The following is a 12,856-nucleotide window of genomic DNA, read 5'->3' as shown; positions in this document are numbered from 1 at the left end:
AGCGATGATATTCGATTTTCGATGGCCGATCTCCGGTCTCCGGTCTCCCGTCTCCGCCCTCCGGCGCATCGAAATGCCATGCGCGGGGTTTTTGTATGTCACACAGGCTGCGTTGGCAGCCCAACGCTCAGGTTGCATGTCATGTGGAGGGTGTCGGAGATGAACTGGACAAACGTAGTGGTGGCGGTACTGGCTGGCTATTTGATCGGGGCAATTCCGATCGGATTCCTGGTGGCCAAGGCGCACGGGGTGAACATCCTGCAGCACGGCAGTGGACGCACGGGCGGCACGAATGTGCTGCGGGCGTTGGGTTTTGGCCCGGCCGCGCTGACGGTGCTGGGTGATGCGCTCAAGGCGGTGGCGGCGATTGCCCTGGCGCGCCATCTCCTGCTGACGGGTGAACTGGGCGCGGCGCTGGCCGGCGCGGCCGCCGTCATCGGCCACAATTGGTCAGTCTTTCTCAAGTTCCGCGGCGGCGCCGGCGGCATGTCTACGGCCGCCGGGCTGATCGCGCTCAACTTCTATGTGGGCATTCCGATGGCGGTCATTGCCATCATCGTCTTCTACTTCTCGCGCTACGCGTCCGTGGCTACACTGACCGCGTCCGTCGGCAGCCTCGCGGCGCTGACGATCGTCCTGCTGGCCTTTCCCCGCCTGGCCCATTGGGAGCATCTAATCTACGGCTTCCTCACCGCGCTGGCCTGCGTGTGGTCGCTGCGCCCCAACATCCAGCGCCTGCTGGCTGGCACCGAACGCCGCGTGACGCGCTGGTAAGAGAGTTGATCCCGCTCCAGATCGAGAGAACCGTTGATTGCATTCATCTATCGAATACTTCCCGTGCGTTAGCGACTATGATCCGGCCCGGCTGCGGCGGCGTGCGCCAGCGCCGATCAGGCGTGCGGCCGGTTGGGCGTAATCGAGCACCGCCTGGGCCGTTCCCGTCGCGCTTCCCGAGCGGCCAATGCCGAGATGATCTTCGCGCAACCGCCCTCACGCACATACTGCGCGTGGTCGGCGACATCCTCAAACTTGCGCCCAACGATGCTGGCGCACTCAAATTCATAATCGGCGCTTGCCAGAAAGCGATCCATCTCTTCCGAACTGGCGCTGAGATCGAAACTCAGCTCCCAACGCCGAGATTTTCTTCGCTTGAGTGATCATCGTTTTGTCTCCTTGTGGTGTATTTGGGCTTTAGTGGATTTTGACCAGCACTGTGTGGTCACGCGGCGCCGGTTTGGGAACATCCGCCAACCGCAGCACTTCCGGCGGGCCGTAGCGATTGAACGATCTGGTTGAGTCTTACGACTTGACATCTGGCACGTCGGCCTGGCCCGACCCGAGCGTAGTCGGGGGCTTTGGTTTGATGGGGCAGACCGAGACTAAAGGTATGCCCAGATCACGCACTTTCTTGAGCAGGCCGTGCAGCGCAGCCTGATCAACCACCGAGCCGGTGAGGAGCGTATCGCCGTCCTCTGCCAGCGTGATGGTCAGGCCGCCAAACCACCCGGCCCAATCGGCGCCCAAATGGCCCTTGAGCCTGATCTGATAGACCACGGGCTGACCCGGATCAGTTGTTGGTTCGAGTTCGTTCGACATGACCTTGCACCTGTTGTGTCCGATGTTCGCCGGTTGAGCTGCTCGCTCAAGGCACAGGTAATATACAGGCGCCGCGGTGTTGTTGTATAGACACTTTGGTGTTGGTGGGAGGTGTTGTTTTGGATGACTGAAGGAGGAGAGTGTCGAGGGGTACGAACACTTGCGGTTACAACAAGCCCAGCTCGCGGGCGCGGGCGATGGCTTCGGTGCGGCTTTGCACCTGGAGTTTGTCGAAGATGCGGCGGTTGTGCCCTTTGACGGTGTCCAGGGCCAGGAAAAGCCGTTCGCCGATCTCCCGGTTCGAGAGTCCCCGGGTGATCAGCACCAGGATTTCCAACTCGCGACCGCTCAGCGGCTCGAATGAAGGATGAAGGATGAGGGATGAAGGATGAAATTCTTCCTGATGACCGAAGGCGGCGAGCAGTTTGTGGATATACTCCTTCACGCGAAGCGTTCCGCCCTCATCCTTCATCCTTGTCAACAGTTCCGCCATCGGCGGCCCTTCATCAATGAACAGACGGATGAAGCCGCCTGGTTCGGCCAGCGCCAGGGCCTCGGCCAGCAGTTGCGCCGCCTTGTCCTCATCGCCATGCGCATGGAGCGCGACCGTCTGCAGAACCATCGCCTTGAGCCGTTCATCCTGCCAGCCCTTTTCTTCCGTCTGCCGACGCCAGGGCTCCAGTGCCGCCAGCGCCTTGACCGCATCCCCTTGGGCCAGTAACACCCGCGCCCGGCTGATGGGGAGATCGTGCGTCTGTACGAGACGAGCGGCTGCCGCCACATCGCCCTGGCGCAGCAGCGTCAGCACTTGCGCGGCCGCAACCTCGGGCATGCGCTGCACGAAGTTGCTTTGGCGCACGGACTGCTCGGTCTCCGCCAACATGGCGGCCGCCTCGGCCACATCGCCCCGGGCCAGTTTCAAGCGGGCAAGAAACACCTCACAGATAACGAATCTGTCAACCGCGCGATCATACTGCCGCGCCAGCTGCAGACTCTGCTGTGCGTACTGCTCGGCGGTATCGAGATCGTTCCATTCGTAGTAGATGCGGGCCAGGCCAAGGAACTCTTCGCTTGCATTTGGAGGTCCCTGATCACTAAGCAGTTGCACGGAGCGTTGGTAGGTTTCGGCGGCTTGACAAAGCTGGTTTTCAGATTCCTGTATTTGGCCCAGGCCTGTTGTAGCCAATATAGTTAGGTAGATATTCCCGGACGCCTGTCTGATGGATATGGCTTCGGTATAGACCTGACGGGCCGCGGCGCGGTCCCCCTGGAGCTGGTGAGCAAACCCCAGCGTCCAGATCGCTCTGCTGCGGAAAGGCAGGTTGTCGGCGTGCAGGGTCTCCAGGGCGCGGCGCGCCTGAACGATCGTTTCCTCCGGCTGGTAGCGGAGGAGCGCCAGCGTGGCCCTGATCGCGGCAATTTGTCCGATCAGGTCGCGGGTCTTGTCATCGGGATCGGCATTTTGCATGGCTTTTTCAGCCGCTTGCAGTTTCTCTTCGACGCCGGTTGTCCGTCCAGCCATGAGCGTTGACGTGGCAGACCTTACCCACAACCTGGGCCTGACATCCAATACGGTCTTGGGCAGCGAATCCAGCCAGTCGAGAATGGCGGTCACCACGCCGAGTGAGTGCAGGGGTATGCGCCCTCCCTCGATCAGGCGTTCGGCGCGTTCGATGTCATTGGCGGCAGCCGCATGGTGGAAGGCTTCGGTCTCCAGGCCATTGGCCTCATACCATACGGTGGACATGGAACAATTATACAACGCCCCTCAAACTTCAAAAAGTATCCCCCCCAGGCTATGTTCGGATTTGCCTCGTGCGACCTATCAATGCAAGGACGATTAACACGATGGAAAATGGGATGAAGAATTCGGGACGTCCATTTCCATGAGAGCCAATGTAATCCAGCTCCAAAATTTTGTTCAAAGGGCCGAGATACCAGATGAGCATATACAGGATCTCAAAGAGTTTGCTGGTTCCGCTCCACACACCGCAGGCTAATGCCAGAGATGGGATGAAAAAAGCACCTGAAAACAATGCCAGCAAGCCAGTTGTATCACCGTCCATTGTAAGGCGGATGATCGCGCCGATGCTGACCAGCAGGGTGACGATGAATCCAGCCAGCCATTGCGCGGGGAGTTGCCTTAGCAGCGGGGAGGCGGAGGAGAATGCCATCTGCTGGACGTTATTATGAATCTCACGGTTGCCGATGGCTGACCAGATCAGGATGGGCCAGACCCATGCAATCGGAAGCACAATCTCACGCACGGTAGCGGATGGATTGACCAGGCAGGCGACGATGATCCCAGCCATGACGACATACCACCACCAGCGCTGTCCTTTGAGCAGAAGTTTTATTTCAGCCATTAAGACATTGAAGAAACTGAATCGGTTGGCGGTTTTGTTTAGAGGAGTCAGATGAACGGCAGATAATGCCTGGGATGTTGAAGCAGGTGCAGGCACCGAGTCTGATGCGGCGCGCTGCGCTTTAATCCGCCGTGGTTTTCTGCGCGAGGGATCAAACCTATCAAAGAAAAGGGCGGCGAAAAAGATCAATAAAATGGAAAGAGCAAGCAACGAGAAACGGGCTAAGATTAATTCAGTCGTCCAATGGATGCCGTTCCATGTGAATACTTTGGTTGCAGAAACAAATCCACCGCCGAGGGTAAAGTCACCGTTGTATTCGGGATAGATCGCGGTGACCGCTTTGCCCATTTCGCTTGCCAATATTCCCAGACCTGTTGGTTCAAATGCCTGGTATTGTTTGAGTGTAGGGTTTTCCATGAAAAGCGGCAGGAAGAGGATGAAAGCGAAGAAATAGACGATGTTTCCGAAGCCGCCCTGTAAAAAAGAAACTGCTTCAAATAATACTGCAAATGCCGCAACAAGCGCGATGAGCGGCATGACGATGAAGACGAAGGGTGACAGGAATGCGAACAGATTGATCTGCGTATTTTCGCCCTGCAAAAATTGAATGACAATGGCGCCCAGCGCCAACACCGTGACCATTGACATGAGGACGGCGAAGTTGCTTAACCATTTGCCGATCAAATAAAGGGAACGGGTCAGTGGTGTGGTTGCCATGATCTGCCCAACACCGGTCTCTCTGTCGCGCGCCACCGAGCCTTTGACGAGATAAAAGCCGAACCAGCCGATGAAAAAGGTCGCGATCAGCGACATCATGGCGCCGACCCACGCGGAATTAAACTCGCCGCGATACAAACCAAGTTGCAACGCCATGTTGCCAATGGCGGTTTGGTAGCCGAGGAATACCGCCAATCCCAGCATGACCAGAAAGCTATAACGGCGTACGCGTTCCAGAAAATCGGCGCGCGCTAAATAATAGATGACGTGTACGGATCTCATTTTTTGCCGCCGATGAAAAACAGATAGGCGTCTTCGAGATTTGGCGAAACATTTTGCGCGTTGGCATCAGGCTTGTCCGCGCTGACCACGCGCACCTGCACGCCGTCACTGCGGCGGATGGTTCCACTGATAATATGCTTTTGTTTGAGGGCGGTCAGGTCATCGCTGTGCACTGTCCACTCCCAAACTTTATGTTCAAGTTCATTCAATAGTTTTTCAGGCGCATCTTCGCGCAAGAGTTGACCTTTGTTGACGAGTGCGATATGTGTGGCGGTCGCTTCCACATCTGAAACAATGTGCGTGGACAAGATCACGATTCTTTCTCCCGATAGATCTGAGAGCAGATTCCTAAACCTGACTCTCTCTTCGGGGTCCAGCCCGACGGTGGGTTCGTCCACGATGAGCAATTGCGGATCGTTGAGCAAAGCCTGAGCGATGCCCACACGCTGTTTCATGCCGCCCGAATATCCGCCCAGCGGGCGTTTCGCAGCTTCGACCAGGTTCGTGAGTTGAAGCAGTTCGTCAATACGTTTCTTTGCGGTTGCAGCGTCGAGTCCTTTGATGGCAGCCATGTATTCGAGAAATTCAACTGCATTGAGATTCGGGTAGACACCGAAATCCTGCGGTAAATAGCCAAGCACGTTGCGCAAAACATCAGGAGATTTGACGACATCAGTGCCGTTCCATGTGATCGTCCCATTTGTAGGCTTTGTGATCGTGGCGAGCATGCGCATGAAAGTGGACTTGCCTGCGCCGTTTGGTCCGAGCAATCCCAAAATACCAGGTTTGATATCAAGAGAAAAATCCTTGAGTCCCCAAAAATCACGTTTGTATTGCTTGCCGAGATTCTGAACGGTAAGTTGCATTAGTGTTCTCTTGTTAAAGTTGGATGGTTTGCCTAGCTTGTATTATGTTCTGGGCGCGGTAGACTGCGGCTCTGATTTTGAAAGCGAAACCAAAATACAAGCCACGAGCAGCAAGAAGGAAATTGGACCAAACAGCATCTTTTCTCCACTGCTCAGTGAAGCCAGAATGCCCAGGAAGTTGAGGGCGGAAAACGCAGTGATCAGCCAGGACAAAACTTTGATAAGTAGCGTGATAGGCGCATCACTAACAAGTCCCGCACGGCGGCGGATGACATAGATAAAGAAGAATAGGAGAGCCGCAGATGCCAGGCTGGCAAGTCTCAAGTTCGTTGTCAAAACAGGCTCCCGCCCTCCCCAAGCCATTGTGATCGGTAGGATTCCAGAGGCAAGTAAAAGTTGCAGAATAATCGTTAGAGCGTACAACACAGTTGCGGCATTCCCTGCAATTCTCGGGGTCTTTTGGATTGGGTTCATTTTCTTTCTCCTTGTTATCAGTAGTCAAATTTCTAGATTTTGGTATTTTTGCCTATCGTAATGACGACATTTCCCTTTTTTTGCCCTGTGTCAACATACCTGTGAGCCTCAGCGGTCTGTTCCAATGGATAACGTCTATCAATCACCGATTTTATCGCCCCCGCCTCAATAAGCTCTTTGAGGAAAGCTAAATCTTCGACCTTTTGGATGGCGGCCCCAATGATCACTTTCTTGCTACTTCTCATTGAAATCCATCGTCCTCGAACGATCTGGGTCAGTCCGGGATTCCCAATGAGATAGCGGCCATTTTGCTTTAGTGATTTTATGCTGCCTGAAAAGGAACTCTTGCCCATTATGTCAAAAATAACATCATAGGTCTCTCCATTTTTAGTAAAATCCTCTCGGGTGTAATCAATAACATGGAGTGCACCAATCGAGCGCAGCATGTCCAATTTCTTCGTGCTGTCCACGCCAGTCACTTCTGCCCCAAAGTGCCTGGCCAGTTGTACTGCGAAAGTACCGATACTTCCACCTGCGCCAATAATCAGAACCTTTTGTCCATGCTGGATATTTCCTTTTCGAAGAAAATGCAATGCTTCCAGTCCCCCGGTAGGAACGGCAGCGGCTTCCTCATAAGTCATATTCACCGGTTTTTTGGCCAGCACCCCCATTTTCGTTTCTTCGGGCAGACAGATGTACTCGGCATACCCGCCAAAACTAAGCCCAGTGGATGCGAAAACTTGGTCACCTTTCTTGAACAGCCTGACATCTTTGCCGGTTGTTTCAATTTCCCCGGACAGCTCCTGTCCTAGTATGGTTATTCTCTTTGGTTTTAAGAGACCGTTATAGATTCGCACGGGAAGCCGAAATAAGACAGGGATTTTTAGGCTTCGCAGCTCACAGTCTCCTGTTGTTACGGTTGTCGCAGCGATTCTTATCAGAACTTCATTATCCCTCGGAACAGGTTTATCGCTCTCTCTGAGCTGAAGACCATCCGGTGGGCCATATTTTGTCCACATAATTGCTTTCATAAAGTATTCCTCCAGGGTTGTTTTGATTTGACGATATGAAATTTTGTTGGACAATTGATGCATTTGCCTGGCTAGGATTATTGGCACGATTGACTGAGATCAATGGCATTCCCAAATCTCGCACTTTTTTAGCAATCCATGCAACGCGGCCTGATCGATCACCGGTCCAGTCAGGAGCGTATTGCCGTCCTCTTCCAGCGTGATGGTCAGTCCCTCAAACCAGTCCGTCCATTGATGACTCAGATGTCCCTTGATCCTGATTTGATAGACCATTGGTTGACTTGGGTCAGTTTTTGGGTTGTGTTTTATTTTTCATTCCTCTGTGCCACAGTTATGACTACTTTTCCTTTGGCGTGCCCTTCTTCAAGATAGCGGATTGCGTCAGGAACCTCACTCAACGGGTAACATCTATCAATCACAGGCTTTACCTTGCCTGCTTCAAGCAGCTCTTTCATAAGAGCCAAATCGTTTTGGTTTGGTTTCGCGACTCCCATATTGCCCATTTTCTTGCTCCCAGTCATTGAAATCCATGGTCCCTGAAGCATAGCTTGGGTCATTTGAGCCATCGAACCTCCGGTCTGAACATAAATCCCCTTGGGACTTAATGCACGCCTATAATCTGAAATCGAGCGGTCTCCGTTAGCGGCAATGATCAGGTCATACAGCTGTCCGGTCTTGGTGAAATCTTCTTTGGTATAGTCAATGACATGATCTGCCCCGATCGAGCGCGCCATGTCCAAATTTCTGGTGCTGCACACGGCGGTCACTTCAGCCCCGCTCGATTTGGCAAGTTGTACTGCAAATGTACCCACACCACCAGACGCGCCATTGATCAAAACCTTTTGCCCGGGTCGAATCTGTCCGGCGTAGCGAATACCTTGCAGTGCAGTGACTGCCGCCATGGGTACCGCCGCGGCTTCCTCGAACGATAGATTGGTTGGTTTCAACGCGAATGCATTTTCACGAGCACATGCATACTCGGCAAACCCACCCCAACCACATGCGGAGATGTCTCCGAATACTTCATCACCCACCTTAAACTGCTTTACGTTACTACCAACTGCTTCGACCCGTCCCGCAATGTCAGATCCGAGTATCTCGTTTTTTGGTTTTAGAAGTCCAGAGGATAGACGGATCAGAAAAGGGTCAGCTCTTAAAAGATGGAGGTCAGCCGCATTTACAGATACTGCATATATTTTTATGAGAATTTCATTGTCTTTGGGGGTAGGTTTGGCTACCTCCTTGAGTTGAAGAACATCTGGTGATCCGTATTCTGTGTATACAATTGCTTTCATTTGATTCTCCGTTTTAGAATGTGTTCAATTCCAAGTAGCTTGTCTCTATTACTGCTTGTCCTCTGACGCATTTTTCTGGTCAGGTTTAATGCGATTGACCGAGATCAATGGCATTCCCAAATCACGCACTTTTTTTAGCAATCCATGCAAGGCAGCCTGATCTATCACCGGGCCAGTCAGGAGCGTATTGCCTTCATCTTCCAGCGTGATGGTCAGTCCCTCAAACCATTCTGTCCATTGATGACTCAAATGACCTTTGAGTCTGATCTGATAGACGATTGTTTGAATTGGATCAATGATTGGATTGCGTTTATTTGACATTCTTCTATTCCACAGTGATGACTATTTTTCCTTTACCACTCCGCACAACACGGCGGCTCGTCTCATGAGCCGCCGTGTGCAATAGCGTTTACACCGTTGCGGCGGCAAGGATGTTCTTGCCTGGCTTCACGTTCCTCACGCCAACTATGAGCAGGTATCCGAGCAGCCAGACCTCCGCGATGATCACGATGAGAATGAACGGTTGGATCTGCTTATGGAAGTCGGGGACTAGGAACGCGGTGATCAGGTGTACCAGGTAGCAGACGGTGGCCGCGACGAGAGTGACGCCCAGCGCCTTGGGGAACAGTCCCGATTTGTAGGCAAGATACCCGAGCGGCGCCAGCCACAGGCCGAAGAAAACCTGCGCGCTGAGAGTCCCGTAGTGCTGGATGTCGAGCAGGAGCAACACGAGCGCATTCGACCCAGCGGCACCGAAGGCGTCTACGTAGGAACTGTTGGTTGCGACCTGCAAGCCCTCAAACTGGAAGACCGCATTTAGGGTAGTGATGCCAGCCGAAAGAGCGACGCAGATGAGCATCGCCATCGCCACGCTTTTGTTCACGTGTTGAAGCAGGATGTAGAAGGCCATAGCTGTGAGGATGAAGAAGACCGCATTCACCAAGTGGGCGACGACGATCATGCGGACAAGTCCGGGATCCGCGAGCACGTTCGCAGCTGTGGCTGCCGCATTGCCGGCCACGTACATCTTGGGGTCTCCAAAGCCTTCGGCAAAACCGCCGAAGAGGGCGACGAGCAGGTAGAAGACGCCGGCAATTCTCGCGAGGCGCTTGGGTGAAGATGTACTTTCTGTTTTTACATTCATTTCTCTATCTCCTTTTTTGAACCATACGGATAAGTGTCAAAGTTTGGCACCAAGCATAACTGTCTGTTTGGCTTCAACTAGATACACTATACAAATGAATGTGGGGAGTTGTCATCCCCACATGTGCGGATATATGTACGGATATGTTGAAAGGGGATGTCAGGGAAACAAAAAACCCTGCCCAACGAGCGATGAAACGCTGTTTATTGGGCAGGGTTAAGAGCAATGCTATTTGATGGCTATATCAAACCCAGTTCGGCTGCCCGTTTGACAGCCGCCCGTCGATTATTAACATCAAGTTTTCTGTAAATACTCTCAGTATGTGTGCGGATCGTACTTAAGGCGATCACGAGTTGATTGGCGATCTCCGGTCCCGAAAGTTCGGTTTTGAACAAGCGGAGAACTTCCAACTCACGCTGGCTGAGCGGCTCGATCAGGGATTGAGAAGCGGGAGATGCAAGGATCGGAAATACACTTGTACTCCTCTGTCTTTGCGCTTCGAATGCCCCCAGCAGCTTGCCTGTATAGTTGGGCATGATCCCTCGTGTAGCAGCTTCGCGAAGTAGTTGAACCATGTCTGCGCCTTCATCCAAAAATATGCGGACATAGCCCTCTGGTTGTGCCAGAGTCAAGGCGCGTTCCAGCGATGCAAAAGCCAGGGATGTGTCTCCCTTCGCCTGATAAACGAGCACTTGTGTCACCAATATCTCAAGCACGCTACCCAATCTCTTTCCATCTTCTGCTGCCTTCAAAAGGCGTTCCAATAAGCTCAACACCTTAAGAATAACTTGTTCATCCCGATTGTTCTGATGCTCGGCCAGCAGAACACGTGCCAAGGTAATATGTTCGAATTCGCGCAAATAGCTAAGTTCATCATCAACCGAAAGTCCTTGTTCGCGTGCCCACTCCCTCGCTTTGGACAATCGTTCTTGCTTAAGATAAATTCTCGCCTTCAACGCCTCGATGGGACGAGTATATGGAATCAGAGACCTGACATACAGGCGTTTGGCTTCATCCAGAAGCCGAAAAGCAGCGTCCAAGTCTCCGTCATGCTCCTTCAGTCGAGCTTGGGCAAGACACCTGCGATAGGGCCAGTCCATCAAGGTGGACTGCTCACCTAATACAAGACTTTTTTGAAAGTACTGTGCGGCAGCTTCATCATCCCCCATCTCATGGTACAGCATCGCCAACCCCAAATGATGATGCGCTGTGATCCGCTGTGCCTCCTTTTCATGCTCTGAAGCAAGCTGCAATGATTGCTGATAGGTTGTTAACACTTCGCGGAGATGCCCCTGCGCAGTGAGGATGTCCGCCTTTCCAGAGGCACCAGCAATGGCAAAAATGAAATTGCCAACTTCTTGTGAACTATCGATCCAGTCGCTCATAGACTTACAAGCTGCGTCCAAATCACCATTTGTCCAGTACGTACTCCCCAGAATTGCAGCGGCTTGGGCATGTAGGAAATGGTTTTTTTCGGGAGTAAGTTTGAACACCAGTTCCGCATACTTCACCGTGGAAACGTAATCACACTGAGACTGAGCATTGTAAGCGCGGGCAAATGCGATCCTGGCAGGCAGTGTACGATATTGCTCTTCATCCACGATAACCATCTCATCCGATGGACCTTCCAGACACCGTTCTGCATCCCGCAGGCGGGATTCGCTGGCATCCACTTCACTAGCCTCCATAAACCCCCAGGCAATCTGTGTACATAGCACAGGACGAGAGCGGATCAACTCCTCGGGTAGTTGCTTCACCCAACCCAGCCAGGCAGCAGATTGAGAACTTTGATTCATACCCTGCCAGGTTGTTTCAGCCAACGCTGCTGCCCGGCTGAAATCTCTGGCCGTGATGGCATGGTGAAACGCTTCAGCCCTATCGCCATTCTTTTCAAACCATTCGCTGGCGCGCATATGGGTTTGCGCTATCTCTTCGGGTGTCTTGCTTTGTCCCAGCCGCTGGCGCAGTAAGCTTCCAAAGAGGTGATGATAACGGTACCAACGTCGTTCGTTGTCCAAGGGGATGATGAAGAGGTTAGTGTGTTCAATATACTCGAGGGTTTTTTGCCCTGAGGCAGAGGTATTGAGCAAAACAGCATCACAAAGCGGACCGCACATGCGATTGAGGATGGATGTGCACAACAGGAAGTTCTGAACACTTTCGGACTGCTGTTGCAAGACCTCTTCGACCAGGTAATCCACGATATATCGGTGATCTCCGGCGAATGCCTGGATGAATCCGGAAACATCTTGGTGACCCTGCATCGAAAGTGCAGCTAACTGCAAACCGGCAATCCAGCCTTCAGTTCGGGCTTCCAATATAGCAACCTCTTCAGCAGAGAGGTTAAGATCCATCACCTGTTTGAGAAATTCGGCAGCTTCGGATGGAGTAAAGCGCAAATCCGCGGCGCGCAGTTCGGTTAATTGGCTGCGTACGCGCAAGCGGGCCAGGGGCAGATTCGGATCCTCGCGGGTGGTGATGACCAGGTGCATCTGCGGCGGCTGGCGCTCGAGCAGGGTGGCGAGCGCCTGATCCACTGGTTTTGCTTCGATCAGGTGATAGTCGTCAAGGACGAGGATGAAATGGTCCGGGATGGCGGTGATTTCATTGAGCAGGGTCGTCAGGAGCGGCTCGATGGGCGGCGGCTGCGGAGAATCGAGCGCGGCCATCGCCCCGGCGCCGATCCCGGCAAAGAGAGTCTGCAAAGCCGCCACGAAGTAAGCCAGGAAGCGCGTGGGGTCGCTATCCCCGGCGTCCAGCGACAACCAGGCGACCCTCACCCCTTTCCCCTCTCCCAGCGGGAGAGGGGAAGGAGTGAGGGCGGCGACCCATTCGCTGACCAGCGTGGTTTTGCCAAAGCCGGCCGGGGCAGAGATGAGGGTCAGCTTGCCGTGCAGGCCCTCGTTCAGCCGCTCGATCAGGCGGGGGCGGGGGACCACTTTAGGGCGAGGTGGGGGGAAATAAAGTTTGGTGGTTAAGATGGGCGTGGACATGGATCAATTATACAACACGCCCCCCCAAACTCAAACAGCGTCGCAAACCAGGCCGCCTACGGTTGAAACCGTAGTCTGTCACAGTTCAAACC

12 protein-coding genes are annotated in these 12,856 nt (G+C 53.4%); 1 reads left to right on the top strand and 11 read right to left on the bottom strand.

Translation table 11 applies throughout. From position 1 onward, the window contains the following. Positions 1-159: 159 nt before the first annotated feature. Positions 160-774 carry a glycerol-3-phosphate acyltransferase gene (locus IPM84_11515; GenBank protein MBK9093386.1) on the top strand — a complete coding sequence of 205 codons (615 nt, stop codon included), beginning with the start codon at positions 160-162 and terminating at the stop codon, positions 772-774. A 525-nt stretch (positions 775-1,299) separates the two neighbouring features. Here the strand turns inward: IPM84_11515 and IPM84_11510 are convergent. The 11 genes from IPM84_11510 to IPM84_11460 form a co-directional block, all read right to left on the bottom strand. Continuing rightward, complete coding sequence (locus IPM84_11510) at positions 1,300-1,596, bottom strand: hypothetical protein (GenBank protein MBK9093385.1); 297 nt, start codon at positions 1,594-1,596, stop codon at positions 1,300-1,302. 166 nt (positions 1,597-1,762) lie between these two features. Then, positions 1,763-3,343 (bottom strand): LuxR family transcriptional regulator, encoded by a 1,581-nt coding sequence (locus IPM84_11505; GenBank protein ID MBK9093384.1) that lies wholly within the window; start codon positions 3,341-3,343, stop codon positions 1,763-1,765. 49 nt (positions 3,344-3,392) lie between these two features. After that, a complete protein-coding gene (locus tag IPM84_11500; protein MBK9093383.1) occupies positions 3,393-4,961 on the bottom strand; it encodes an ABC transporter permease subunit in 1,569 nt (522 codons plus the stop codon). Further along, positions 4,958-5,827 (bottom strand): ABC transporter ATP-binding protein, encoded by an 870-nt coding sequence (locus IPM84_11495; GenBank protein ID MBK9093382.1) that lies wholly within the window; start codon positions 5,825-5,827, stop codon positions 4,958-4,960. The genes IPM84_11500 and IPM84_11495 overlap by 4 nt, the downstream gene beginning before the upstream one ends. Before the next feature lie 42 nt (positions 5,828-5,869). After that, positions 5,870-6,301: a hypothetical protein gene (locus IPM84_11490; GenBank protein MBK9093381.1), complete on the bottom strand. Its 432-nt coding sequence runs from the start codon at positions 6,299-6,301 to the stop codon at positions 5,870-5,872. A 32-nt stretch (positions 6,302-6,333) separates the two neighbouring features. Then, on the bottom strand, positions 6,334-7,332 hold the full coding sequence (locus IPM84_11485) for an NAD(P)-dependent alcohol dehydrogenase (protein ID MBK9093380.1): 999 nt from the start codon (positions 7,330-7,332) through the stop codon (positions 6,334-6,336). A 99-nt stretch (positions 7,333-7,431) separates the two neighbouring features. Next, positions 7,432-7,605 carry a hypothetical protein gene (locus tag IPM84_11480; GenBank protein ID MBK9093379.1) on the bottom strand — a complete coding sequence of 58 codons (174 nt, stop codon included), beginning with the start codon at positions 7,603-7,605 and terminating at the stop codon, positions 7,432-7,434. Positions 7,606-7,637: 32 nt separating this feature from the next. After that, a complete protein-coding gene (locus IPM84_11475; protein ID MBK9093378.1) occupies positions 7,638-8,627 on the bottom strand; it encodes an NAD(P)-dependent alcohol dehydrogenase in 990 nt (329 codons plus the stop codon). Between the two features lie 48 nt (positions 8,628-8,675). Further along, the gene (locus IPM84_11470) at positions 8,676-8,948 is read right to left on the bottom strand and encodes a hypothetical protein (GenBank protein MBK9093377.1); all 273 of its coding nucleotides are present in this window, start codon (positions 8,946-8,948) and stop codon (positions 8,676-8,678) included. An 88-nt stretch (positions 8,949-9,036) separates the two neighbouring features. Further along, positions 9,037-9,771 carry a DUF4386 domain-containing protein gene (locus tag IPM84_11465; GenBank protein MBK9093376.1) on the bottom strand — a complete coding sequence of 245 codons (735 nt, stop codon included), beginning with the start codon at positions 9,769-9,771 and terminating at the stop codon, positions 9,037-9,039. Positions 9,772-10,010: 239 nt separating this feature from the next. After that, positions 10,011-12,764 (bottom strand): AAA family ATPase, encoded by a 2,754-nt coding sequence (locus tag IPM84_11460; GenBank protein MBK9093375.1) that lies wholly within the window; start codon positions 12,762-12,764, stop codon positions 10,011-10,013. Positions 12,765-12,856: the final 92 nt, after the last annotated feature.

This window comes from Candidatus Amarolinea dominans (genome assembly GCA_016719785.1).
GTDB lineage: Bacteria > Chloroflexota > Anaerolineae > SSC4 > Amarolineaceae > Amarolinea > Amarolinea dominans.
The sequence above is the reverse complement of the archived record's forward strand: the minus strand, read 5'-3'. Positions and strand labels throughout refer to the sequence as shown.

Bases quoted from the DNA above. Each gene is read 5' to 3' on its own strand.
- IPM84_11490 (MBK9093381.1), bottom strand. From the start codon at position 6,301: ATGAACCCAATCCAAAAGACCCCGAGAATTGCAGGGAATGCCGCAACT.
- IPM84_11515 (MBK9093386.1), top strand. From the start codon at position 160: ATGAACTGGACAAACGTAGTGGTGGCGGTACTGGCTGGCTATTTGATC.
- IPM84_11500 (MBK9093383.1), bottom strand. From the start codon at position 4,961: ATGAGATCCGTACACGTCATCTATTATTTAGCGCGCGCCGATTTTCTG.
- IPM84_11475 (MBK9093378.1), bottom strand. From the start codon at position 8,627: ATGAAAGCAATTGTATACACAGAATACGGATCACCAGATGTTCTTCAA.
- IPM84_11480 (MBK9093379.1), bottom strand. From the start codon at position 7,605: ATGGTCTATCAAATCAGGATCAAGGGACATCTGAGTCATCAATGGACG.
- IPM84_11510 (MBK9093385.1), bottom strand. From the start codon at position 1,596: ATGTCGAACGAACTCGAACCAACAACTGATCCGGGTCAGCCCGTGGTC.
- IPM84_11505 (MBK9093384.1), bottom strand. From the start codon at position 3,343: ATGTCCACCGTATGGTATGAGGCCAATGGCCTGGAGACCGAAGCCTTC.
- IPM84_11470 (MBK9093377.1), bottom strand. From the start codon at position 8,948: ATGTCAAATAAACGCAATCCAATCATTGATCCAATTCAAACAATCGTC.
- IPM84_11495 (MBK9093382.1), bottom strand. From the start codon at position 5,827: ATGCAACTTACCGTTCAGAATCTCGGCAAGCAATACAAACGTGATTTT.
- IPM84_11485 (MBK9093380.1), bottom strand. From the start codon at position 7,332: ATGAAAGCAATTATGTGGACAAAATATGGCCCACCGGATGGTCTTCAG.
- IPM84_11460 (MBK9093375.1), bottom strand. From the start codon at position 12,764: ATGTCCACGCCCATCTTAACCACCAAACTTTATTTCCCCCCACCTCGC.
- IPM84_11465 (MBK9093376.1), bottom strand. From the start codon at position 9,771: ATGAATGTAAAAACAGAAAGTACATCTTCACCCAAGCGCCTCGCGAGA.